The sequence below is a fragment of the Bacillus sp. ISL-51 genome (genome assembly GCF_018613535.1).
GTDB lineage: Bacteria > Bacillota > Bacilli > Bacillales > Bacillaceae > Bacillus.
Map to the genome: position 1 here is coordinate 678,282 of NZ_JAGGQB010000005.1, position 24,634 is coordinate 702,915.

Below are 24,634 nucleotides of genomic sequence, written 5' to 3' on the forward strand. Positions count from 1 at the left end.
TAAAGCTCCCTCCATATCTTACATAATACCAGTATAGCACATACCTCTTTTTAGAAAATAAACTCTTTTATGACAGCAGCTGCATGACATTTTCGCTTTGCAACGACTGTCTGACATGCTCATGGCAGGTAAAATAAAGCACCTGCCGCCCGCCTTCTGTCAGATGCTCCAGCGCATCAAACAGCCGCGTCAGACGCTGTCTGTCAAAATGGACGAAACTGTCATCCAGTAAAAACGGAAGTGAAACGGAAGAGTCCCGCTCTGCCGCAAGGGCAAAGCGGATGGCCGCATAAAGCTGCTCGCACGTTGCTTGTGACAGCTCTCCGGCAGAAAAGACGGCTCCGTCTTTTCGCATGACCATAATAGAGTCGTCCGCCTCGGAGAAATAAATTCTCTCATAGCGGCCGCCGGTAAGCGGTTCGAATAACGCTCCCGCCGTTTCTAACAGCCGCGGAAGCGTGACTTTTTTATGCCGCTCTATTTTTCGCCTGATCACATGCCGGATCGTTTGCAGCGCGGCCCACTCCTTAGCCGAGTGTTTGACGCGCTCCCTTTGCATTTCCGTCTGCTGCTTTAAGTCCGATACAAGTCCTGAGGCCTCCAGCTGCTCCTGCTTAACCGCAAGCAAAGCGATTTGCTCACGAAGATGTCCGGCTTTATCCTCAAGCTTTTCTTTCGCTTCCTGTTTCCGAATGAGCATACTTTCTAGCTCAGGTACATTACAGCTCAGGTGCGGTTTTAATTCCTCACCGCTTATGCCTGACAATTGCGTCTTGATCTCATGAAGCTTGCGTTCTGTTTCTTGACGGCTTTCATTCAGCCTGGCCAGCGCACAAAATTGTTCGCGTTTTTTTGCGCCCGCCGCCTTAAAAAGCTGTTTTACCTGTTCCTCATAGTAATGAATTTCTTCGTTCAATTCACGCATTTGCTCTTCTGTATGCAGCAGATCCGTTTCAAGCGCCTGTTTGCGTTTCGCAGCCTCACGCGCCCGTTCCCCCTGTGCGAGTAAAGTATGCAATGTTTCTTTTACGGACAGCTCTTGACCGCTTAATGAGCCGCTCAGCTTGCGGACGCGTTCTTCAAACACCCGTTGAAGCTTTTGCAGCCTGCCCGCTTCAATGGTCAGCTCGCGCTTCCGCCGGATTTCGTTCTTCACGTCTTTCATTAGATGATATACGTCAAGAAGGTAGGACGGGTCGCCTGTAAATCCCAGCTCCTTCATAAAACGCTCCGCTTTTTGTTGGAACGGCGCCATTTCGGCCTCCCATTCTTCATATTGGCGGATGATTCTTTCGTACGCGGCTTCTTTCTGCTCAAGCACGGCGCGATCCGCGATCAGCTGCTGTCTGTGCTGGTCGTCACGCCAAAGCTCTTCCTGCAGCAGGTCAGCCGCTTCTTTTGACATCAGCTGCTCCCGCTGTTGAAAGCTGGTCTGGTTTCTCTCTGACGGCGCTGATTTTTGTTTGCCTAACAGGAAGTACAGCAAAAGAGCGCCGAGAAATACGGCAGCGGGAAGCCATTCCTTTAACATGATGAAAATGGCAATGACCAGAATGCCCGCACCGAGAAACAGTTTTTTTTGTTTGGCCCGCTGTTTTTCCAGCAGCTGAAGCTGAGTCTGCAGTTCATGCCCTTCTATATCAGCCGTTTGCTTATACGCTTCTAAAGCGGCTTCTTTTTCTTTTCTGACAGCCGGATCAACTATATTTGCCGCTGTCATATCATGCTTTCGCTCGGCTTCCTCCAGCTCCAGCCGTGCTTGTTCGAACATGTCATCGAGCTGTGATTTCCTGTCTCTTGCTTGTCCGGCGTTTTGTAAGGCCTCTTGCAGCTGCCATTCATACTCGTATGCGGTGTTTAACGAAAGAATGTCCTCTTCCTCCCGTTTGCCGAGCTGCTGTAAGCCTGAAGCAACGCGGGCAGATGTTTGCCGGAGCCGGGCTTGAATGGCGGCAAGCTGCTCGCCGCGGGATTGGTACATATGCTGTTCACTTGACAGTTCCTGTAAAATCCGCTTATTCTGTAACATGTTTTCATCCGGAGCGAGCTGATCGGCCTGCCGTCGGATTTCCGCCGATTTTGCCCGAAGCGCTTCAAGCCGCGCCGATTTCGGATGGAGATGCGATTCGTATTTTTCAAGCTGATGCATCCCGTCGCCGGGGAATAGCTTCAGTGACTCAGGATAGGAGGCAAGCTCGCTCTCCAGCGCTGTTTTTTGATCTTCAAGCGGCTTGACTGCAATTGCCGTTTCTACCATTCTGATCTCTTCAGATAACGCCGCCAGCTCTGCTGCTGCATCATGCAAACGGGCGCCGGCATTTTTTTTCTCCTCAAGGAGCCGATGATAACCTGCTTCCGCTGATTCTGCCTGTTTAAGCTTTGCGGCAAGCTGCTTTAATGTTTCCAGCTCTTGATTTAAGCGGGGGTTCCGCCCGTTAGGTTTATAAATTCGGTCCAGCTCTTTAGCCAGCCTGCTATCAAGCTTTGATACCGCCTCTGATCCGAATAAGCTGGAAAACAGCAGAAACTCGCCGATTTTGTCACGATTGAAAGCATGAATCTCCTGCAGCCCGAATACATCAAAAGCATATATCGCTTCGTATAACGCCCGGTCTGTATTTGAAAGAAGCTGTTTTAGCCATTCCCCGTCCTTTACCTCGCCTGCGGACGTGTAGACTCTGATTTTTTCAGCCGCGCCTTTTGTCCGTTCAATTTTCAGCGCACCGTATGTTTCATGATTCAGTTCCACAACGCCGCCGTAGACGCCGCCGTTTTTCGGTTCATATTTTTTCGACTTCGGGAAACCGAAAAGGACGCTTTTGATAAAGGACATCATTGTCGTTTTGCCGGCTTCGTTTAGTCCGTAGATGACTTGTACAGGTGACGCTGCCAGCTGAAAGGTTTGATTGGAAAACTTTCCGTACTGATAAATATGAAGCGCCGTTATGTTCATGTTCCAAGCTCCTTCATCTGGTGTTTCAGCACGGTTTGCGCCTGCTGCTTAATGTCCCGTATATCTTCATCTGCAAAGGAAGGCATCTGCCTCCGATATACGGGATGGCGCTCCAGTGCTTCGAACACCTCGGTCATGTCCCCGCACTGCTCGATGTCTTGAAACAGCCCTCCGAAAAACGGGTCAAGGGGCCGGCCGCTGTTTTTTTGATCTGTCTGATCCTCAATCGCAAGCGGCCAGACGAAACATTCCTCTTCCGCCTCTTCTTCCTGTAAAGCGGAAAGAAGCTCTTCTGTGATGCCGATTGGCGCCTCTGTCCAAAAACGGGGCGATTCACCGCACAGCACAAGCTTGACACACGCCGGACGGCCTGCCGCGCGCAAGCCGGCAAACGCGGATAACGCTGCTTTCATAAGGGACGTCATCTGTTCAGCGCCTGAGATATCAAGCTCAATTTCTTCCCACAAAATATCGTGCGCTTGTTTAAACTCATAGGAAATGTCTCCGTTTGTCACCCGAACGAGATAATATCCTTTAGGCCCTGTTTCCTTCAAATGGCGGGCTTGAATATTACCGGGATAGATGGCTGCCGGATGACGGGAGGAAAGAACCTGCCGCTTATGAATATGTCCGAGCGCCCAGTAATCCATGCCGCTTTTTTCGAGATCTTCTTTCGTAAACGGGCTGTACGGATCGTGGCCCTCCGCTCCTGATAACGTGCCGTGCAGCATGCCGATATGAAAGGGTGCGCCGGTTGCTTTTCGGTAACGTGCGGCCTGATTGACCGTCACCGTTCTTTCCGGATAGCTGCATCCGTATATGCTTGCCGTAAGCTTTCCGTTTTTAAAATAGGATTTTTCCTCAGGTATATCTGATGTGAAAATATGTACGTTTTCGGGCCATTCAATCGGTGTCCAGTCACCGCCCAAGTGGTCATGATTTCCGAAAATGACGAACACTTGGATTTCCGCCTCTTGTAATCTAGTAAACTGTTTTCTTAAAAAAAGCTGGGCTTTTAAGCTTCTGTTGGCTTCGTCAAACAAATCCCCCGAAAGCAGCACGAAATCTGCTTTTTCCCGGAGAGCATCGTCTATAAGCCGGGTGACGCTGTGAAAGGTGCTTTCTTTAATGCGGGCATATACCGGTTCAGGCAGATGCGAGATGCCGTAAAATGGGCTGTCGAGATGCAGGTCGGCGGCGTGAATAAACGTCAAATCAGCCATCGGGCCCTCCCCTTTCTGTAGGTTGAAGTACCCTTATTTTAGCACCGTTTTTGTGCGAATGCACGTTCTGCCTTATAAAAAAAACAGCCCGGATGCCCCAGGCTGTTTCTCTTATTGTTTGGAGATGCGAAGCGCTTGTTTGATTGCTTTGAAGCCGCCGGCATTTCCATAAATCAACACGCCGCCTTTATAAATTCTTGCGCCGATAACTGCCAGAATCAGAATGGTGACTAATGTCAGACCGATGCCGACAGCAACCTGCCAAAACGGAATATCGAGCATGCCGACGCGTAAAAACATAATCATCGGCGTAAAAAACGGAATGTACGAGGTGACGGTAATAAAACCCGCATCAGGCCGGCCGAGACCGAACATCGCGATCATAAAGCCGGCTACGACTAAAAAAGTCATCGGCTGAATGGTCTGCTGCACGTCTTCTATCCGGCTGACAACGCTGCCGAGAAACGCGGCAAGCGTGGCATAAAGAAAATAGCCGAGCAAAAAGAAAATGACAGCATATATGACCGTTGAGACCGGAACGTCAGTAAAGTTGAGAAACTGGCTGACAGGCGATGACGCTTGATTCTGATGATTCAGCGTCAGCGAGAGATAACCCGCTGTCAGCAAAATAGCGAATTGGGTGATTCCCACAAGCGCGATGCCGAACAGTTTGGCAAACATCTGCTGAATCGGCGGCATGCTTGAAATCAGAATTTCCATCACCCGGGAGGATTTTTCCGTCGCTACCTCCATCGCAATCATGCTTGCGTACAAGATCACGGCAAAATAGATGACAAACAGCATAATGTATACAAGGCCCATCACCTGTCCGAGCTCTTCCTCAGACTTTGCACCTTTTTCCAGCGCCTTTTTGCTGACTGCAGCAGGCGTGTAAAGACTGCTGACCGTTTCATCTGAGACGCCGAGTTTGGCCGTTTCGACAGCGGTTTTTGTCTGAGTCAACGCCTGTTTGAGCAGTTCGTACGCTGATTCATTAGAGATGGTTAATGCCTGATAGGCTCCCGATATCGTTCCCTTTTGATCTCGCTTGATGATAAACAGCCCGTCCCATGTCCCGTCTTTGATCTTCTTCACTGCCTCTTGCTTTGATTGTTTCGTGTGCAGGACTTGCAATTCATGATCGGTATCCGCCGCTTGAAGCTGTTTCGCAAATACCGGATACAGCTCGCCCGTTTCGTCAATCACAGCAATTTCCTGCTTCTCATCTCCCGATTGAAATACGGAAATAATGGATTGCAGATTGGTCACAAATAAAACCAATAATACTGTAATGGCCGTTGTGATAATAAATGACTTTGTCGTGATTTTGTTTTTGTATGTATGAAACATCATGATCGAAAATTTATTCATAGACGGCCCCCACCTTTTCTATAAAAATATCATGAAGTGACGGCTCTTCCAGTTCAAACTTCCGAATAAATCCCTTCCCTTGAAGAGCTGAGAAAATATCTTGAGAAATCGGTTCGTTTTCAATCTGCAGCCTGATCCCGTCATTTGTTTCCTTCCATTTGACTACGCCTTCATGCGTTTTTAAAAAGCTGAGATCGTCATCTGAATGAATCGTGATATTTTTTTTGCCGAAGGATCGTTTAATTTCTTTGAGGTTCCCTTGAACGACCGGCTTCCCCTTCTGCAAAATGCACAGATTTTCGCAAAGCTCCTCCACATGCTCCATCCGGTGGCTTGAAAAAACGATGGAAACGCCGCTGTTTTTCAATGAAATAACGGCTTCTTTTAAAAGCTCCACATTTACCGGGTCAAGTCCGCTGAATGGTTCATCGAGAATTAACAGTTCAGGTTTATGAAGCACGGCAGAAATGAACTGTATTTTTTGCTGATTGCCTTTTGACAGCTCTTCGACTTTCTTATTCTCGTATTCTGTGATGCCGAACCGCTCAAGCCATGCGACAAGTTCTTTTTCGGCTTCTTTTTTTCCCATGCCTTTTAATCTCGCAAGATAGACAAGCTGGTCCTTCACCTTTATTTTCGGATACAGTCCGCGTTCTTCAGGCAGGTAGCCGATTTTTTCGCTGATTGAGTAGTCAACGGGACGGCCTTTCCAGCTGATCGTGCCGTCAGTGATGCTTAACAGACCTAAAATCATCCGAAAAGTCGTTGTTTTCCCTGCTCCGTTTGCACCGAGCAGACCGAACATTTCTCTTTCAGGTATTTCTAAATGCAAATCGTCAACAGCCGTGAAGCTGCCGAATTTTTTCGTAACATGATCAATTGTAAGCACTGATCCAACTCCTTCCCTGACCATTATATCCTATTAATGGGTAAAAATTAATGGAGGATTTTGAATTTTTTTTCAGAATATGATCATACAAAGGAGGTGACGAGATGGGGCAATATGTATTGACGGCATTCCATCCGTCCGGGGAAACGCTGCTCAATGAACGGATTGAAGCTGAAAATGAGCAAAAGGCGAAGGCCGCCGGAGAAGCATTATTAAAGGAAAAAAAGCTGGAGAATAATACGCATCGACTAGTAAACGAGGCCGGAAAGCTGATTTTATTCCACAGATGACAGAAGCTTTCCGGCTTCTGTTTTTTATCGGTTAAATTGCGGAGTTCGTTTTTCTAAAAACGCGCGGATGCCTTCTTTATGGTCATCCGTTTTTCTCATATTTTCCTGGGCCTTTCGTTCAAGAGAAAGGACGTCTTTTAATCGGTTCATATGAAGACTGTTATAAATGGCTTTTGTTTCAATCATCGCTGATAAAGGCGCGTTTAACAAACGGTCGATATAAGGCTTCGCCCCCGTTTTGGGATCACCGCTGAAAAGCCCGTCCGCCAGCTTCTTGCGCACCGCCTCCTCGGCCGGCAGTTTTTCACCGCTCCAAATCAGCTTTTTCGCTTCCATTTCTCCGACGCGTCTCATTAATAAATAATGGCCGCCCCCATCAGGAACAAGTCCGATCCCGATAAAATTCATCGCTAAGCGGGCATTTTGTTCAGCGAGCACGATATCAGCGCACAGCGCAAAGCTCAGCCCAAGCCCCGCTGCGGCGCCGTGGATGGCGGCTATCACTATTTTTTTCATATCATAGAGCGTCAGCGTAATCGATTCGATCATTTTCATCAGCCGTTCATATTGCCCGGCATCATGAGCTGACGTCATCATTTGAATATCGCCGCCGGCGGAAAAGCCTCTGCCTTCCCCTCTCAGTAAAACGATAAGCGCGTCACTGTCAGCGGCCATGACACACGCGTTTTCCAATTCCCGCAGCATTTGTTCATTCAGCGCGTTGTAGCTGTCAGGCCGGTTCAGTATAATTTCTGCAATCTTTCCCTTTTCTTCATATTGAATATACTCCATTACAACTCCCCCTTGTATCCGCTTACATTTTTTGTTCAATTTATATATTCCTTCCGACGAAGCCAATCTCCTTTATTTTTCAAGGTCAATAGATACCGAAAAATGCATATCATTTGAAACCGATCATACATTTTTATATAGTGAAATTGACATACATGAAAAAAAGGGGGGGACACAAATAATGAAATACGTGATACTCAGCTTCGTGCTGGGCATATTTATGGTGCTGTTCCCCTCTTCAGATGTGGTCTTACTTTCCCAAACTGTGACTGAAGCGGACAGCCACGTCCAAATCTCGGTGTACCCGCAGGAAACGGTGTCGGCAAAAACGCCTGCTTACGCGAAAACTTCACCGCAAGACCTGTCAAAGGGGTACAGCGTGTTATCCCGGATGATCGGCCTGTTATCAGTCAAACCTCTTGATCAATTCATCGAATCCACATTGGAAAGGACATGCGCCATTCCGATACAATACCAGTCCAATTACCTCCGGCATCAAACCGATGATCAGTGCCAGTCTGAATTTACAGTCTAAAAACAGTACAATTCCGGAGGGATTTTTTATGAATATTAAAGAAAACGATTTGCCCGGCATCGGTAAAAAATTTGAAATCGAAACGAGAAATCAGGAAAAAATGACGATTATCATACATGATGACGGCAGACGGGAAATTTACCGATTTGATGACCAGGATCCTGATGAGCTTCTTGCAAGTATTTCCCTTGATGATGCCGAGGCGAGGCAGATTGCCGCTATTATCGGCGGGATGGTGTACAAACCGCAGGCGCTCGAATCGATCGAAATGGCGTTCAGCGATCTGATTATCGAATGGTTTAAAGTCGAAAAAGGAGCTAAATCGGTCGGGCGGACGCTCGGTGAACTGGATGTGCGCCAGAACTATGATGTGACGGTAATCGCCATCATTAAGCACAACCAGAAAAAGTTCTTGAACCCCGGCGCAGATTCCGTCCTTGAAGCGAACGACACACTCGTCCTCTCAGGCGAAAGAAAGCATCTGAAGAAATTGATTCGAGACTTCCTTTCAAGAGACGGAGTGTGATCGGTATATGGACCATCTTGTATTTGAAGTCGGAACGGCGCTTGTGCTTGTCGCCATTGCAAGTGTCATCGCAAATAAAATCAAATTTTCGATCATTCCCTTTCTGATTATTTTAGGAATGCTTGTCGGGCCGCACGCGCCCCAAGCGGGAATCATCGACTTAAGGTTTATAGAAAGCGGAGAGGTGATTGAGTTTTTCGGACGGATGGGGGTCCTGTTTCTCCTCTTTTACCTCGGGCTTGAATTCTCAGTCGGAAAATTAGTCAAATCCGGACGGTCGATAGCCGTCGGCGGAACGATTTATATATTAATAAATTTCAGTTTAGGGCTGATTTATGGCTTCATTACCGGTTTTTCCTTTTTGGAAGTGCTTGTGCTGGCCGGTGTCATCACAATTTCATCGAGTGCTATTGTCGCAAAGGTGCTGGTTGATTTAAAACGCACGGCGAATCCGGAAACAGAATTGATTCTCGGCATTATTATGTTTGAGGATATCTTTCTGGCGGTGTACTTGTCTGTCGTTTCCGGCCTTGTGCTGGGAGACGCAACTTCCGTCGGAAGCGCGCTCTTGGCGATTGTGATCGCCCTAGGCTATATGCTGCTGTTTTTTATCGCTGCGAGAAAGCTGCCGCCTATTCTGAATAAGCTGCTTGATATCCGTTCAAACGAAGTGTTTGTCATCGTGATTTTCGCCGCACTCTTTTTCATCGCCGGTTTTTCCGAGACGATTCATGTCGCTGAAGCGATCGGCGCGCTCTTACTTGGGCTTGTGTTTTCAGAAACGGTTCATTCTGACAGGATTGAACACCTCGTTGTACCGTTCAGGGACTTTTTCGGGGCCATGTTCTTCTTCAGCTTCGGGCTCAGCATTGACCCGTTTTCACTCGGGGATGCGGTATGGCTTGCTTTAGGCGCCGTCCTTCTCACCATTGCCGGGAACTTTATCGCCGGTATGATTGCCGGCCGCCGGGCAGGGCTTTCCCATAAAGCATCATCCAATATCGGGCTGACCATCGTGTCACGCGGTGAATTCTCAATCATCGTCGCAAATCTCGGCATCGCCGGGGGACTGTCCGCCTCGCTAAAGCCGTTTGCTGCTTTGTACGTCTTGATTCTTGCGATTCTCGGCCCTTTGCTCACAAAGGAATCGAAGCGGATATACCTTCAATTGAACAAAGTATTCAAGTGGAAGACAGCTGTTAAAAAACAGCCGGGATCATAAAAAAACTGACCTCTTGTCACAAGGGGTCAGTTTTTTTGAGCGGGAAGAAATTGCTGAAAAGCCGTCTTTTTCTGAATGGAGAAATGCTTTTTTCCCATAATGGTATTGATCATTCTTTGATTTCTGTAGACAGAAAGCTTTAAATTCGTAGCGCCCGTGCCGTGAGAATGATCGAGATTCGTTAATGTGAAAAAATGATGGGTCCGGCCGTCCTTAAAGACAAGGCGGGAGTCATCCGTCACTTTAAACCGCTTCTCATCCTCCCATTCAATTTTAGAAGAGAAAGCTGAAAACCATTTCGGGATATGCGGCTTAAAGCCGGTGGCCAAAATGACTTTTTCTGAATCAACTTGGAAGGATTCATTCATTTGCCATTGGTGAAAGCTCAGTACGCATCGCCCGTCACGTTTTTCAATCTCTTTGAGCTCCGCCATCGGCTGGATGTACACGTCTGGCGAGCCGCCTCTGATCGACCTGTGGTACAGGGCGTCATAAATGGACGCAAGCGTGTCAGAATCAATGCCGTGGCGCAGCCCGTTCAGCTCAGGGAGCGCGTTCAGCCGTTCTTTGAAAGGAAGCCGATTGAAATATTCCACATAATCCGGCGTAAACATTTCCTGGCCGAGCTTCGCGGTTTCTAATTCACGGAATCCGGTGGACCGTGTCACCCACTGCAGCCGGCAGCTGCGGTGCTTTTCATCATTCAATAAATCAGAAAATATCTCCGCCGCGCTTTGGCCCGAGCCGACTACTGTAATTGATTCAGCGCCGCTGAGCTCGTCTTTCCGAAACAAATATTCCGGGCTTACCAGCGTGTCCCGCCGCGCATCGTCATCAAGCTCAACCGGAACAAGCGGCTCAGTGCCCGTGCCCATTACGATATGTTTCGCTTTATACTCCGTGACGGTTCCGTTCTCAGTATTTTTTACGCTGACTTGATAATGTCCGTCCGCGTCCTTTACGTCAACGACCTCTGAGCCGAAACGGCACGACTCGATTTCTGAAGCCGCCCAGCTTAAATAGTCATTAAATTCGCGTCTCGGAATATCGAATTCATTAAACGTATAAAAACGGTACAGCCGATCATTTTCATGCAGATAATTCAGGAACGTATAACGGCTTCTCGGATCGGCCAGTGTAACGAGATCCGCTAAAAACGCCACCTGTAAATCCGTTCCTTTAATTAAAAGACCCGGATGCCACGCAAATTCCTTCTTTTTATCAAAGAAAAGGGCGTCTATTTCAGGAATGTCCTCCAGTAATGCTGCCAGTCCTAAATTAAACGGCCCGATTCCTACTCCTATAACATCATACATGTTTTACACCTCTTATGATTAACAGTCTGATCTGTTTTTCCCTTTCTCACGACCGGCTAAACATAAAAAAACGGCACACTGATCGCGTGCCGTCTTCCGTTTATAAAGCAGATTTTACAAACATCTCATCTAAATATTTTATTTTTTCTTCTGTGTAATGCTCGAATCGGTCATTGTATGATTTCGGATCTTTCGGGTTCGCGAAATGCGTGATGTTTCCCGTTTCAGGGTGAATGAATTTGCTTGCGGCGCCGCAGCCGATACCGATAATCGTCTGTACTTCTTCCATAATCATAATGTTATAAATGCTTTCCTGTCCCGGTATGGAATATCCGACATTTTCAAGGTTTCCGAGTATGTTTTTCTGACGGTACAAGTAGTACGGAGTGTAGCCGTGCTCTTTTGTCCAGCGGACGGCGTCGTCCATCATGCGGGACACCTCTTCTCTGTCAGCGACCTTATACTTATGCTTGTTTCTCGTCATTTCTGAAGCCCGTTTAAAGGAAAGCGTATGAACGGTCAGGGATTCAGGCATGAGCTTTTCCGTTTCATCAAGGCTGTTTCTGAACTCGGCTGCGCCTTCTCCCGGCAAACCGATAATTAAATCCATGTTAATGTTATTCATGCCGTGCTTGCGGGAAAGATGATATTTTTCGATTGTTTCTTCAACTGTGTGATGCCTGCCGATCGCCTTCAGTGTTTCATTTTCGTACGACTGCGGATTGATGCTGATTCTGTCGATTTTATACTTATTTAAAACGGCCAGCTTTTCTTCCGTTATCGTATCAGGACGCCCGGCCTCGACCGTGATTTCCCTGATGTTTTCAACATTCGGGAAGGAACGGGCCATTTCTTCATATAAAAGATCCATTTCTTCGGCCGTAATGCTCGTCGGCGTTCCGCCGCCGAAATAAATTGTCGTTACCTTGATGTCATGCAGCTTCAGCCATTCTCCGATCTTCTGCATCTCATAATGAAGCCCCCATAAAAAAGAGCCGACTCTTCCGGCCTGTCCTTGGATGGCATACGCGGGGAAGGTGCAGTAGGCGCATTTCGTCGGACAAAACGGTATTCCGATATAAATGCTCACTTCATCTTTGACCCGGTACAGATCGGGAACCGCGGCGAGCTGGCGGTCGACGATCTCCTGCATCAAATTGATTTTTTCATCATGAATTAAGTAATCCTTTTTCAGTTCGGTGTGCGCTTGCTCCTTCGTCTGCCCGCTTTGGAGTTTTTTATGAAGGAGCTTTGTCGGTCTGATTCCGGTTAAGATTCCCCATTTTTGCGTAATGCCTGTATGGGCTTGAAGAAGATTTAAATACACGTATGATAACGTGTTTTTTAATTGTTTAAAAACTTCTTTTTCAATCCATCCGGCGAGAACCTGTTTCGTGTGGTGTTCCGTGACGGCCGTCCCTTTTATTTCTCCTGATACCGAAACACTGTCCGCACTCCGGGAAATGCTGAGAGAGATGACGAGATCGCAAGGTTCGTCAGTCTCGCCGTATACGAGAACACACTCTTCAAAAAATAAATTCGCGATGTTTTGCAGCGGACGATGCAGCCTGTCATCCGTAATGCCGTCTATTTTTATTTGCAATGTGATCACCTTATTTTTCAGATTCAAAACTTTCTTTAGTGTACAGAAAGAACAGGCTAAAATCAATCCGCGCGAAAAAGCCGCAGACCGGCGATTGCATGCCTGCGGCTTTTTATTATAAGCGTTTCATGTGGAACTTATCGAGAAATCCTTTTCGCTGCTGCATGCGGAAATATTCCTTGATCATATAGGCAACGCCCTGTTCGTCATTTGACCTTGTCACCCAGTCCGCTTTTCTTTTTACTTCATGGGAAGCATTTCCCATGGCCACACCGAGCCCGGCAAGCTCAATCATCGGCAGATCATCATCCTGATGGCCGATGGCGACGACCTCTTCCATTGATAGACCCAGCTCAGCGGCGACAATCGCCAGCCCGCTTTCCTTTGACACGCCTTTAGGCACGATGTTCAGCTTTTCCTCGTTAATGCGGATCACATCAACGGACGGAAAGGCTTTCACTATCGTTTCCGTTATGTCAGTTTGCAGGCCGCTTTCGGCATAGACTTCAATGACGGGCGCCGATACGGGTTCATCAAGCAGCAAATCACTTAATGATTCGACAAACTGCACCGGATAAAAAATCGGGTCAGACGGGTGGATCATTGTTTTCCCCAGTAAGTTTGAATTCACTTTTTTCTTGTTTCCGATGGAATATTTCTCATGAAGGAGCCGGATGTTGCATTGGTAGCTTTCCAGCACCTGCACAATATTAAACGTGTGGTCTTCTGAGATTTTCTTTTCCAAAAACGGTTCATCTATTTTTTCGGCGATGTACGCTCCGCTGTGGGTAATCAGCATTGCGTCAAGCTTTAACGTTTTCGCTATCTTTTGAGCGGATCGAAAATGGCGGTTTGTCACCAGCGTGACGTAAATCCCTTTTTTCTTCACGTAATCGATGGCATCCTTTGTCGTCTGGTGCAGCTTTCCGTTAGACCGAAGAAGCGCCCCATCTATATTTAACGCCAGCATTTGTTTTGACACAGAGAAGTCCCCCTCCTTGATGACTGTACTTGTCATTAGGATATGACCCTGTCTCTCTGTTTAGAACAACCTTTTCTCGCAGCAAAAAAGCCTGCCTCAGCAGACTTTGAATGGTCGTCTTTTTTGGGATACGATCGTTTGCTGTCTTTCTCCCAATGTGTATTTCTATTTTCGAAATATATCAGGAACCCCTTATTTGACCGTTGATGCGCTCGTTTCACTTACTCTCTGTTGCTACCCCTAAAAAAACAGACAGTATAGGCGACCGTATCCTTTGATATTCGGTAAGTGTAGGCGCTTTCAGAGTTATTATCTCAATTTTATTGTGAAAAGACAAGGGTTTTTTTAACTAAAAAAATCAGAGGGTGCCCCTGTGCTGAAGGTAATATAAAAGCTGGGACAGGACGTAAATTCGCATCCAATAAAGAAAAAAGCGGTGACAGACAAGTCTCAATTAAAGGGCATTTATAACGATGACTTCATTCAAAACCTGATGAACATCATAAAAAATGCAGATCCGGCTTTTGGCCGGGACAAATGTCTGGCGCTCATTTTTCAAAAGGACTGTCCGGAACTTGCGTTAAACCAGCGAAGGCTCCAGGCCGCATCTCCCATGGGTAAGCCCCCATTCCTCCCTTCTGTCCGATCCCTTTCCGATTCTTCCTTTCTTGAACGCTTAATACAGAATGAATTATTATATGTGAGAAAGAGCGCAGCGAATAACCTTAATGATATTTCAACAACACACCATTATCATCAACGGGACGGTAAAGGGTCGCTTGATTTTTCCGCCGAATAAAAAACCCCTCCTTTTCAAAAAGAGGGGTTCGTCACATTAATTTTCCGGGTTGCCGTAAAGCTCTTCAAGAGGTTTCATAATAATTTTGTTTAATTCGCCGATCAGCATGCTCATGCGCTGTTCTGCTTCCATCAGCTGAGAAATCGTTTCATGCTGCTGTACGAGAGCAACTGTTTTTTGCGCTTGCTCTACCTCTTCCTGAGTAATTTCTTCACCTGACATTTGCTTTTGCTGAAGATTCAGCTGCACATTGCGGAAGTTATCAAACATGCGCTTTGCAGAGTCATCAGCATTTACTTGATCGTAAAGCCCTTTCAGACGGCTGTATTCGTCGCTGTTCCGCAGTGCTTTTTCAAGATCATATGCTGCGTCATAAAAATTGACTGCCATATTAAACCGCTCCTTTCTTTCCTTTCAGACATACCACTCCACTATAACAGACTGCGAAGCGACTTTCATTATCGGCGTATGTTTTCGTTAAAAAAGGACGACAAACAAAGCCTGTATCGCTCCGATAATCCCTCCGAGCAGACCGCCTAAATACGTAATCATCTTAAATTCCTTTTTGGAAATGGACAGCACCATTTCCTCAAGGCGCTCAACCGGAAACTGGTCAACCTGCTCTTTTACGACTTCCTCAAGGCGAAGCCGTTTCAGTACATCTTCCAAATGAGCCGCTATACCGCCCAGCGCTGCTTCAAGCAGCTTCGGCGCATACGTTCCTGTAATGTCCTGCTCATAACGGGTAATGAAAGTGCCGATCGGACGCTCAAAAAACGGTGCGGTTGAGAATGCGGTTAATGCCCGGTTTTTCAGGCTGAACAGCAGATCTTTCGCATTCCATTTTTCATCCGCCTCATAAAGTGTATAAGATTTGAGCTTGCTCCATTCTTGCGAAAGAAGATCGGACAGAAGCTTTTTCGTTTCATCGTTCTGCAAAAACTTTAACAGCTCCGGCAGCACGCGGTCTGCAAGGCTTGAGTTGCCGAGGAACATCTGTACCATGCTGCCTAGCATTCCCCGCGCTTTCAGAAAGTCATCAATCATATTGCCGAGCCTTTCTTTCCCTTCTTCACTTTCAAAATAATCGCTGCTCCGCTTCAAAATATAATCGGCGACCATCGGCACTTTTTCTTCCAGTTTATCCTGCACATCACCCGGAAGCCATTCTTTAATGGCGCGGTGCTCATATTTACTGTAAAGTTCAGAAAGCTTCTCGTCAGTAAACTGGCCGATCCACGTATCGGCCGCCTCTTGCGGATGTTTTATGCCGATCGCGGCCAAGGCCTCATGAACCGTCATGCCGGAAGCGGCCATTTTTTGTGTGAATTGTTCAGCGAAATGCAGCGCTTGTTTTTTGACGGTGTCTGACATGAGCCGCTTTTTTATGCCCTCAGGTGTTAAAAGGTGGTTCGTCACCATCAGCCCCATCTGCTTCGCCAGTTCATCCCGTCTTTTCGGAATCAGCCCCGGTGTAAAAGGAATCCGTTTTCCGAACAGATAATATGGCCGGTACGGACGAAATAACATTTGAATTGCAAGATGATTCGTCACCGCACCGATCGCGGCTCCGATGACGATCATAAATATAAACGTTCCTGCTATGCCCATTCCTTTTCATCTGCCTCCATCTTCATCTTATGTTCTTTTTTCTTGATGATATATCTATTCGTATTATAGAGGCTTGCGTGAGCACGGGCAAATGAAGAATCCGAAATGATCTTGTTTATCAGGAATAAGGCAAGATAATGTATCGTACTCTTTACAGTAGAACATCTTTTAAGCGGCGCTTGGCATGTTCAATGTATAGAAGGGCCTTTTAGTCAGCGGCTTTTGAATAAAGGGGGAGTAACAACATGACAACACTTGGTTTTATGTCCGTATCCCGCCAGCACGAAGCAGATTATGCCTGCGAACTGGCAGAAAGGGCGCCCGATTATAATGTGCGCTTTGTCCGTTTTACACCGTTTGATATATCTCCTGAAACGTTACGCGTAAAAGCGCTTGTTTATCATCCGAAAAGCGGCAAATGGAATGAATCGGAAATCGATATTCCTGAATATATTTATGACCGCTGCTTTTACGGCAAAGCCGCAGGCGCCCAAAAAGCGAAACCGATTGTAGAGTGGCTTAAAAAATATCCGAAAACAGAATTTATCGGCCGGGGGCTTCCTGATAAATGGACGGTAACAGATGCTTTGCAACAGCATCATTTGATCAGCCCGTACATTCCAGAAACCATTCAAGTAAGCCGCTATGAACAGATTCAATCATACTTAACGAAGGAAAAGGCGTGTATTCTCAAGCCCGCTTTCGGGGCGGGCGGCAGGGGCATTATTCTGCTCGAATCCGGCAAAAAATCAATCTCAGCCACTTACCATATCGGAAAGAACAAACAAACAAAAACCTTTTCCAACCTTGTATCCTTTAAATCATGGTGCAAAAAAGTGTTACAGCACCGCTATTTGCTTCAGGCTTATTTAAATATCCAAGATAAAGAACGATACCCGTGTGATATACGGATTTTCATGCGTAAAAGTGAGTCAGGGGCTTGGGAAACGGTAGGAAAAGTGGTCCGAAGAGGTTACCAGAACGGGCTTTTATCCAATTTGTCAGGAGGATCTGAACCGCTTAAATTCGATGCGTGGTTTGAGGATATTCCGAAGAAGCAGCAGGCGGTTTTATTAGATGATGTTTTTTCTATCACCCAATCCGTCCCCTATTTTCTCGATGAACGGTTCGGGCCGCTGTTTGAGCTTGGGCTTGATATTTGTTATGCCAAAGACGGGCGCATCTGGCTGTTAGATGTCAATTCAAAACCGGGCCGGAAAGCGGTTTTAAGCGTATCTCCCGAGCTGAAAGAGGAGCTTTATACCAGTCCGCTGAAACGCATACGCGATCTTCGCTCACAGGAGAGCCAGAAAGGGGTACTTCCGCGTGAATCGTAAAGGGATTGGGATCATGGTCGGCATAGATAAAAAAAGCAAAAATACGCTGTATCTCCCCTCCTCGATGAAACGGGAAGGGCTTTTGTCTGCCGCTTTCGGAACCAAGGTGGTCAAGTGCCGTGTCTCCTTTACACAATCACTTGAAAAAAGCGCGCTTCTTTCTGAAGATTTGTTTGAAGAGCTGATGATACCGCACAAAAGCCGGGCCGACCTTCTCATTCACGAACAGACGGTGCATATCGGCCCGCTGATCGGCATATATACAGCCGGATTCACCTCATCGCCTTTGCGGCCGTTAAAAGACCGCTCTCTCTTTTTTTCAAAGCTGCTTTCCCTGCATGAGAAAGCGAGCGGTTATTGTTTTGTTTTCGGCGCCCATCAAGTGAACTGGAAAGAGGGCACCATTCAGGGGCTTCTTTATAAAGAAAACGGCTGGGAACGCGCAGCCGTTCCTCTTCCGAATGTGGTGTACGACCGATTGCCGAGCAGGAAAACCGAGGAGGTGCCGCTTTTACAGCAAACAAAACAGCGGCTGATGAATGATTATCAGATTCCGTGGTTTAATCCGCAATTTTTTAACAAATGGGACATTCATAAGTTTCTTGAAAAAAACAGCCTTACCGCTTCACTCTTGCCGCAATCCATCCTACACCCCAATGCTGAAACGATAGACACATTGTGCGGCATGTACGAAACCGTCTACATTAAACCAGCTGACGGAGCACTCGGAGCCGGCATTTATCAGCTCACAAAGACAGCTCCCGGCTTTACCGTAAAACATACGAATGACGAAAAATCATTTTCCGCAACCCGCTATTCTGATGCGTCCTCCTTCATGAAAGCTTTTGAAGAAAACCACGATCCCGCCGCTTTTTTAATCCAGCAAGGCATCAATCTGATCCGGCTGGAAGGACGCCCCGTGGACTTCAGGGTTCATACGAATAAAAATGCCGAAGGGAAATGGACGGTAACAGCCATCGCGGCAAAGATCTCAGGAAAAAACAGCATCACGACCCACCTTGCCAATGGAGGAGAAGTGAAAACGTTAGGCGAATTATACGGCGACCCAAAGGAAAGAATCGGTATCATCCGAAAGCTTTCGAAAGCCGCTTTAACTGTCAGCCGTGTTTTAAGTGAACATATTGAAGGATTTATCGGAGAAATCGGCTTTGACCTCGGGATCGATCATGACGGAAAGGTCTGGATGTTTGAAGCGAATTCCCGCCCGGGCCGCAGCATCTTTTCACATCCGAAGCTGAAATCGGTCGATTATCTGACAAAACGGAGAAATTTTGAATATGCGTCTTATTTATCAGAACGGTCCATTACCGCCCCGGAGAAACTCTGGCGGTGATGGACGGCTTTTTTTACATTCCGATAGGACAAGCTTGAACGATATGGGCTACAATGAAACAGGAAGACATTTCCGGTAAAGGAGCGTGAACCTCATGATTTCGCATTTCAGCTGGAAACCGTTATTCAAAAAAGAGAAGCTGCCCGGATGGCGGATTTCGTTTTACTACCAGGGCACACATTACGAAGGTATTTATCATAAGTCCGGAGAAATTGAATGGGGGGATTCTCACCCGGGTAAAGAAGAACCGGCTCTCATCCAGGAGCTGCACGAACTGATGCTTTATCACATATATGACTGATCTTATAGCTTAGCCGGCAAACGGCTGAGCTTTTTTTCTTCCGCTATTTACCACCCTTTTTTCCGCATGAGATGCCGCGCGAATCAGCATAATACGTAGTACAAAGCAGCCACTGCATTGGGTGAAGCCGAGCAGGCAGCGGTTTTTCAACCAAAAACCATAAACTGGTGCAACTCCAGAAAACCCAACCATACTATTTATATAAAGGAGATCATACAAATGGCAAACCAAAACAACTCTTCAAACCAATTATTAGTACCTGGCGCTGCTCAAGCAATCGACCAAATGAAATACGAAATTGCTTCTGAATTCGGTGTAAACCTTGGCGGAGAAACAACTTCTCGTGCGAACGGTTCTGTCGGAGGAGAAATCACAAAACGTTTAGTATCTTTCGCACAGCAAAGCATGGGCGGCCAAGGCGTACAATAACTCAATAAATGGCTCACAGAAGGCGCGTACACCGCGCCTTCTTTTATGTCGGCGGGCACCCTTTTTTTCTCATTCACATACCCTAGGAAAAAAGGAGGGAAAACATGTGTCATTCATTGCCGCAGTCAATTGGGAGCTGATTCAGTTCGTAAGTGTCTCCATGGTCAATGAATATGTTGCCCACCATTTTGCATTTATCAGCAGGTTTTCTTTTCCGCGCTGCTTTGAATGATATAATGAGCGGCGAGGAGGTTTTTTAGATGAAAATCGCTTTATTCGGCGCGACAGGAAGAGTCGGACAGGCTTTTATCGAAGAAGCGCGTAAACATAAACACCTCGAGATATTCGCTTTCGTCAGATCGGATAACACAAAGCTCCCCATTTCTGAAGATCATATCATCAAAGGAAATGCGCGAAAACCGGAGGATGTCAATCAGATCATCTCCAAAGCAGACACAGTCGTCAGCTGTCTCAGCACGGACGGAGACGACACACTGTCAGCAGCTATACGGAATATCATCGAGAGCATGAAACAAAATCAGGTTCAGCGTCTGCTCACTGTCGGAACCGCCGGCATTCTTCAATCTCGGCTGGAGCCTGATAAATACCGTTTTGAATCAATAGAATCTAAACGAAAAACAACCAGAGCCGCTGAGGAGCATGCTGGCGTGTATACGATGCTTCTGGCTTCGGATCTGGACTGGACGATCATTTGCCCCACTTACCTTCCTGACGGAGACGCCGCCGGAACCTACCGCTTCGAACAAGATGTCCTTCCGGAAGGCGGCGTTAAAATAACAGTCGGGGATACGGCGCATTTTCTTTATCATGAACTTGTATCGCCGCAGTTTTTCAGAAAGCGCGTAGGACTTGCCTATTAAAACCCAACAAAAAGGGCGAACCGCGGGATTCGCCCTTCCTCTTACACTGCGGATTGCGCCGTGCCTTTTTGCAGTTCATACATTTGATAGTACTGCCCCTTTTGCTCCATCAGTTCATCGTGGCTTCCTTTTTCAATGATGCGCCCCTTTTCCAAAACCAGAATCTGATCAGCATTTCTGATCGTTGAGAGCCTGTGGGCAATGACAAATGTCGTGCGCCCTTGTTTGACCACGTGCAACGCCTTTTGAATGACGGCTTCTGTTTCCGTATCAATGTGCGCCGTCGCTTCATCCAATATTAAAATGGCCGGATCAAAAGCGAGCGCCCTTGCAAAAGAAATAAGCTGGCGCTGGCCTGAGGACAGCGTTCCGCCTTTTTCCGTGACGGGCTCGCGGATGCCCTTCGGCAAGGACTGAAGAAGGCCGCCGGCGCCGACTTGGCGGAGAGCTTCCTCCGCTTGCTCCAGAGAAACGCTGTCATCATTGAGGCTGACATTGGAGCCGATCGTCCCCGAGAAAAGATACGGGTCTTGGAGCACAATGCCCATGTGCGACCTGAGCTCCTGTCTCGACATGCTGTAAATGCTTTTTCCGTCCAGCAGCACATCTCCTTTTTGCGCATCGTAAAAACGGAACAAAATATTCAGGATGGAGCTTTTGCCGGAGCCCGTATGGCCGACGAGCGCAATCGTTTCTCCTTTTTCGGCCGTAAAGCTGATATTATTCAGCACTGTATCTCCCTGCTGATAAGCAAATGAGACATCCCGGAATTCCACAGTCCCCTCTGCCTTTCTTTTCGCCGGGACTCCTTGTGTCTCCGTTCCCTTCTCTTGTAAAAGCTCAAATACCCTGGCGGCTGAGACCCGGGCTAATTCGAGCTTTGAAAATTGATTGACGATGCCTGTGACCGGCTGAAACAAACGGTTCAGATAATCAACAAACGCATACAGAACCCCGATGGATATTAAGCCTGAGGCGTTCAGGCTCGCGCTTCCGAAGTACCAGATCAGCCCGACAAACGCAATGTTGCGCATGACATTCACAAGGCTGTGAGACATGAGGGAATTTAATGACAGCATTTTGTTTTTAAAGCGGAAATGGGCTTCATTCAGCTCTTCAAATTCCTTCATTGTTTCCTTTTCACGGCGGAACGCCTGGATAATCGGCATCCCCTGAATCGACTCGTTCATTTTCGCATTGATGTCACTATTAATGGAACGGATTTTCTGATTAAATACAGATGCATATTTACGGTAAAAGACAGACCAGACCATTAAAATCGGAACGATCAAAAGACATAATGCCGCAAGCCTGACATCGAGCATAAACAGCGCCGTAAAAATACCCAGCATATAGACGCCGCTCGTCACAAACGTTGACAGCACCGTCACGTATAAATCTCTGACCGCCTCGGTGTCATTCGTAATGCGCGCGACAACTTTCCCGGCGGGCAAATTATCGAAGTAGCTGATCGGCATCTTTTGTATATGAGAAAACACATCCTGCCTCATGCGCTGTATAATCCGGTTTGCGCCCATTTGGAGAAGGTAATGCTGGCCGTAATGAAAGCACACAGAAAAAATAAGCAATCCCGCGTAAATACCGATCAATGTCATGAGCCCTTTGATTTCCGGGCGGTAAAATTGAAAAATGTCCTGTTTTGATAACATTACAGCGGGATATGACCTGCTTTCCTTTCCGTTTGACATCGTCAGCTTCCCGTCAGACACCGACCTGTTTCCGTCAAAGCTGACGTGACGGTCTACAAAATAGTAAGCCGTTCCGACTTGGTAAATATGCGCCTCGCCGGTTTTTTCGGCGCCCGGCTTCATCCGGTCCTCTCTGACATAATAGGAACCTTTAAACCTAACTGCGTCCGGCTCTTCCGAAGAGCCTTTATACCATGTTTTTTCAACGCCGAGAATGTGGTCGTCGATCATTTTTTTCCCGATAAACGGGCCGGTCAGCTCAGCACTCACCGCGATGATCAGCAAAACCACAGCCCAAATCAGCAGCTTTTTATAATAAAGCGCATAGTTCCACAGTCTTTTTCCGGTGTTCATGCGCTGTTCCCTCCTTCATCAAGAGAGGACAGCTGCTGCCTCTCGAATTGTTCCCGGTACCAGCCGTTTTGCGCCAGTAACTCCTGATGTGTGCCTCTTTCAGATATCCGTCCTTCGTCCATGACGAGGATAAGGTCTGCATGCTCGACTGCAGAGAGACGGTGTGTGGTGATAATCGTTGTTTTGTGCCGCCGTTTTTCTCTGATATTGTCAATGATGGAGGCTTCCGTTTTTGCATCAACAGCGGAAAGCGAATCATCCAATATGAGAATGTCCGGGTCGGTCAAAAGCGCTCTCGCAATGGAGATGCGCTGCTTTTGTCCGCCTGACAGCGCGACGCCCTTTTCTCCGACGAGCGTCTCCAGTCCATGAGAAAGCATGCTGATATCGTTTTCGAAATGCGCTTCCTTTAAGGCGCTGCGGATCTCTTCGTCGTTTGCGTCTTGGCGGCCGTACAGCAGGTTTTCTTTTACTGTTTTTGAAAACAAAATGTGATCCTGCGGCACATAGCCGATCCATCCGCGGAGCCGGCTGAGCGGAATTTGCTGGATGGGAACGCCTGTGAAAGTCAGCTTGCCCTCTCCCGGCGGATATTCACGCAGAAGCTGCTTAATGATTGTCGTTTTTCCGCTTCCCGTTTTTCCGACGATGCCGAGCGTCTGCCCTTTTTCTGCAGAAAAAGAAACGCCGGATAGAGCGGGACGCGTCCCGCTTGGATACGTAAAGGTGACATCATCAAAAACAAGGCGTCCCGGCTCTTTTATGGCAGCAGGCTTGAGCGGCTCCCTGACGTCAGGCTCATAAGAAAGCGTCTCATTGACACGGTCTAATGAGGCATTCCCGCGCTGCATCACATTAATTAATTCCCCGACCGCAAACATCGGCCAGATCATCATCCCAAGGTACACGTTAAACGATACCAGTTCTCCGAGTGTCAGCCGGTTTTGAAAAACAAGATAGGCGCCGTAGCCGAGTCCGATGAGATAGCTGAGACCGACGAGAAGTTTCACAGTCGGCTCAAACAGCGAATCAATAAATGCCACTTTCATATTTTTTTCATACACGTCCGCCGTCATATCACTGAATCGGCTGACATCATTTTTTTCCTGTACAAAGGCGCGGATGACCCGAACGCCAGAAACCGACTCAAGCACCCTGTCGTTTAATGAACCGAAGGCATTTTGCGCTTCCGTAAACCGCTCATGAATCTTTTTTCCGTACAAACTGATGGCAGCCGCCATAAACGGCAGCGGGATAATAGCAGCAAACGTAAGCTTCCAGCTGATGAGGAACCCCATCGTCAAAAAAATCGTCAGCATATACATTGTGGAATCGACCAGGGTCAAAATGCCGAAACCCGTCGTCAGACTCACAGCCTGCAAATCATTCGTCCCTCTTGCCATTAAATCTCCCGTTCTATATTTCTCAAAAAACGGAGGAGACATATGCAAGAGCCTGCCCATCAGTTTCGAACGGAGAATTTTCTCCATCACGTTCGCACCGCCGAAAAGCTGGTACATCCAAAAATAAGACATCAGATAGACAACAGCCGTCAAAACGAGAAAAACACCAATGTAAAACAGCATCCCATTTTTCGTAAACACGCCCGCCTTCATATCGTCTATCGCGTTGCCGAGAAGTTTAGGCGGGAACATTTCTATGACGTTAACACACAATAGCAATACAATCGCAACGGTATATCGCAGCCAGTAGGCTTTAAAAAACCATGCCAGCTTTTTTAATACAGTAAACAAATACGTTCAGCTCCCTTCTGCCGTCAGCCGCCTTCAAGTTTATCCATATTGTTTTCTCTGCTTCTGATTGCTTTTGCTATTTTCTTCACATCCATCACACCTGTCTTTCGTTTATTTTTTTGTATAAAAAAAGACATGAAGCCTCAGCTCCATGCCTCTTATTATCATTCATAAGGTACAGACCCGCCGATTATGCGCGACTGCACTGTTTTAAGCTAACGGTTACAAAACGGGAACAGTATGGCGGTCACGCCGATATTTAGCTGTGGTTGAGTTGACACATTTAATAATGACATGATCCATACCTCCTTTTTCCTATATTCTCCCTTCATCATATAAACAAATCCTTTTATTGTCAATATAGGTTTTACAACTCTAATGGCCGGGTAATGTCATGTAAAAC

At 47.1% G+C, this 24,634-nt stretch carries 22 protein-coding genes and 1 pseudogene; 11 read left to right on the forward strand and 12 right to left on the reverse strand.

What is annotated here, in order from left to right:
* Positions 1 to 67: 67 nt before the first annotated feature.
* The 4 genes from J7E26_RS08270 to J7E26_RS08285 all read right to left on the reverse strand — a co-directional run bounded on the left by J7E26_RS08270 (position 68) and on the right by J7E26_RS08285 (position 6,436).
* Positions 68 to 2,953 (reverse strand): ATP-binding protein, encoded by a 2,886-nt coding sequence (locus tag J7E26_RS08270; RefSeq protein ID WP_214800715.1) that lies wholly within the window; start codon positions 2,951 to 2,953, stop codon positions 68 to 70.
* Positions 2,950 to 4,176: a metallophosphoesterase family protein gene (locus J7E26_RS08275; protein ID WP_214800714.1), complete on the reverse strand. Its 1,227-nt coding sequence runs from the start codon at positions 4,174 to 4,176 to the stop codon at positions 2,950 to 2,952. Before J7E26_RS08275 ends, J7E26_RS08270 begins: the two co-directional genes overlap by 4 nt.
* A 111-nt stretch (positions 4,177 to 4,287) precedes the next feature.
* On the reverse strand, positions 4,288 to 5,547 hold the full coding sequence (locus J7E26_RS08280) for an ABC transporter permease (RefSeq protein ID WP_214800713.1): 1,260 nt from the start codon (positions 5,545 to 5,547) through the stop codon (positions 4,288 to 4,290).
* Positions 5,540 to 6,436 carry an ABC transporter ATP-binding protein gene (locus J7E26_RS08285; RefSeq protein WP_214800712.1) on the reverse strand — a complete coding sequence of 299 codons (897 nt, stop codon included), beginning with the start codon at positions 6,434 to 6,436 and terminating at the stop codon, positions 5,540 to 5,542. Before J7E26_RS08285 ends, J7E26_RS08280 begins: the two co-directional genes overlap by 8 nt.
* Positions 6,437 to 6,540: 104 nt before the next feature.
* On the opposite strand from J7E26_RS08285, the gene J7E26_RS08290 reads away from it, so the two are divergent.
* Positions 6,541 to 6,726: a YhzD family protein gene (locus J7E26_RS08290; protein ID WP_214800711.1), complete on the forward strand. Its 186-nt coding sequence runs from the start codon at positions 6,541 to 6,543 to the stop codon at positions 6,724 to 6,726.
* 24 nt (positions 6,727 to 6,750) lie between these two features.
* Here the strand turns inward: J7E26_RS08290 and J7E26_RS08295 are convergent, their stop codons facing one another.
* On the reverse strand, positions 6,751 to 7,518 hold the full coding sequence (locus J7E26_RS08295) for an enoyl-CoA hydratase (RefSeq protein WP_214800710.1): 768 nt from the start codon (positions 7,516 to 7,518) through the stop codon (positions 6,751 to 6,753).
* A gap of 181 nt (positions 7,519 to 7,699) precedes the next feature.
* On the opposite strand from J7E26_RS08295, the gene J7E26_RS08300 reads away from it, so the two are divergent.
* From J7E26_RS08300 to J7E26_RS08310, 3 genes are read left to right on the forward strand one after another with little or no spacing between them, the layout of a single operon-like run.
* Positions 7,700 to 8,053 carry a hypothetical protein gene (locus J7E26_RS08300; protein ID WP_214800709.1) on the forward strand — a complete coding sequence of 118 codons (354 nt, stop codon included), beginning with the start codon at positions 7,700 to 7,702 and terminating at the stop codon, positions 8,051 to 8,053.
* 28 nt (positions 8,054 to 8,081) lie between these two features.
* Complete coding sequence (locus J7E26_RS08305; protein WP_214800708.1) at positions 8,082 to 8,579, forward strand: cation:proton antiporter regulatory subunit; 498 nt, start codon at positions 8,082 to 8,084, stop codon at positions 8,577 to 8,579.
* Between the two features lie 7 nt (positions 8,580 to 8,586).
* On the forward strand, positions 8,587 to 9,801 hold the full coding sequence (locus tag J7E26_RS08310; protein ID WP_214800707.1) for a cation:proton antiporter: 1,215 nt from the start codon (positions 8,587 to 8,589) through the stop codon (positions 9,799 to 9,801).
* A 26-nt stretch (positions 9,802 to 9,827) separates the two neighbouring features.
* Here J7E26_RS08310 and J7E26_RS08315 read toward each other — a convergent pair whose 3' ends face one another.
* The 3 genes from J7E26_RS08315 to J7E26_RS08325 all read right to left on the reverse strand — a co-directional run bounded on the left by J7E26_RS08315 (position 9,828) and on the right by J7E26_RS08325 (position 13,702).
* Complete coding sequence (locus J7E26_RS08315; protein ID WP_214800706.1) at positions 9,828 to 11,117, reverse strand: lysine N(6)-hydroxylase/L-ornithine N(5)-oxygenase family protein; 1,290 nt, start codon at positions 11,115 to 11,117, stop codon at positions 9,828 to 9,830.
* Positions 11,118 to 11,217: 100 nt separating this feature from the next.
* The gene (locus tag J7E26_RS08320) at positions 11,218 to 12,720 is read right to left on the reverse strand and encodes a coproporphyrinogen III oxidase (RefSeq protein ID WP_214800705.1); all 1,503 of its coding nucleotides are present in this window, start codon (positions 12,718 to 12,720) and stop codon (positions 11,218 to 11,220) included.
* Positions 12,721 to 12,835: 115 nt separating this feature from the next.
* Positions 12,836 to 13,702 (reverse strand): Cof-type HAD-IIB family hydrolase, encoded by an 867-nt coding sequence (locus tag J7E26_RS08325; protein ID WP_214800704.1) that lies wholly within the window; start codon positions 13,700 to 13,702, stop codon positions 12,836 to 12,838.
* A gap of 587 nt (positions 13,703 to 14,289) precedes the next feature.
* Here J7E26_RS08325 and J7E26_RS18235 point away from each other — a divergent pair.
* Positions 14,290 to 14,450 (forward strand): annotated as a pseudogene (locus tag J7E26_RS18235) (hypothetical protein); the annotation flags it as partial.
* 87 nt (positions 14,451 to 14,537) lie between these two features.
* On the opposite strand, the gene J7E26_RS08330 reads toward J7E26_RS18235, so the two are convergent.
* Complete coding sequence (locus tag J7E26_RS08330) at positions 14,538 to 14,891, reverse strand: YlbF/YmcA family competence regulator (protein WP_214800703.1); 354 nt, start codon at positions 14,889 to 14,891, stop codon at positions 14,538 to 14,540.
* An 87-nt stretch (positions 14,892 to 14,978) separates the two neighbouring features.
* A complete protein-coding gene (locus tag J7E26_RS08335) occupies positions 14,979 to 16,112 on the reverse strand; it encodes a DUF445 domain-containing protein (protein WP_214800702.1) in 1,134 nt (377 codons plus the stop codon).
* Between the two features lie 245 nt (positions 16,113 to 16,357).
* On the opposite strand from J7E26_RS08335, the gene J7E26_RS08340 reads away from it, so the two are divergent.
* The 6 genes from J7E26_RS08340 (at position 16,358) to J7E26_RS08360 (ending at position 20,414) form a co-directional block, all read left to right on the forward strand.
* A complete protein-coding gene (locus J7E26_RS08340; RefSeq protein ID WP_214800701.1) occupies positions 16,358 to 17,449 on the forward strand; it encodes a YheC/YheD family endospore coat-associated protein in 1,092 nt (363 codons plus the stop codon).
* A 13-nt stretch (positions 17,450 to 17,462) separates the two neighbouring features.
* The gene (locus J7E26_RS08345; protein WP_214801303.1) at positions 17,463 to 18,803 is read left to right on the forward strand and encodes a YheC/YheD family endospore coat-associated protein; all 1,341 of its coding nucleotides are present in this window, start codon (positions 17,463 to 17,465) and stop codon (positions 18,801 to 18,803) included.
* Positions 18,804 to 18,888: 85 nt separating this feature from the next.
* A complete protein-coding gene (locus J7E26_RS08350; RefSeq protein WP_214800700.1) occupies positions 18,889 to 19,104 on the forward strand; it encodes a YheE family protein in 216 nt (71 codons plus the stop codon).
* Positions 19,105 to 19,323: 219 nt separating this feature from the next.
* Positions 19,324 to 19,533, forward strand: coding sequence for an alpha/beta-type small acid-soluble spore protein (locus J7E26_RS08355; RefSeq protein ID WP_214800699.1), 210 nt, complete (start codon positions 19,324 to 19,326; stop codon positions 19,531 to 19,533).
* A gap of 106 nt (positions 19,534 to 19,639) precedes the next feature.
* Positions 19,640 to 19,765, forward strand: a complete 126-nt coding sequence (locus tag J7E26_RS18240) for a hypothetical protein (protein WP_286174400.1) — start codon at positions 19,640 to 19,642, stop codon at positions 19,763 to 19,765.
* A gap of 28 nt (positions 19,766 to 19,793) precedes the next feature.
* Positions 19,794 to 20,414, forward strand: a complete 621-nt coding sequence (locus J7E26_RS08360) for an NAD(P)-dependent oxidoreductase (RefSeq protein ID WP_214800698.1) — start codon at positions 19,794 to 19,796, stop codon at positions 20,412 to 20,414.
* 41 nt (positions 20,415 to 20,455) lie between these two features.
* Here the strand turns inward: J7E26_RS08360 and bmrD are convergent, their stop codons facing one another.
* Positions 20,456 to 22,477, reverse strand: a complete 2,022-nt coding sequence (gene bmrD, locus J7E26_RS08365; protein WP_214800697.1) for a multidrug resistance ABC transporter ATP-binding protein/permease BmrD — start codon at positions 22,475 to 22,477, stop codon at positions 20,456 to 20,458.
* Positions 22,474 to 24,231 (reverse strand): multidrug ABC transporter ATP-binding protein BmrC, encoded by a 1,758-nt coding sequence (gene bmrC, locus J7E26_RS08370; protein ID WP_214800696.1) that lies wholly within the window; start codon positions 24,229 to 24,231, stop codon positions 22,474 to 22,476. The genes bmrD and bmrC overlap by 4 nt, the downstream gene beginning before the upstream one ends.
* Positions 24,232 to 24,634 lie beyond the last annotated feature (403 nt).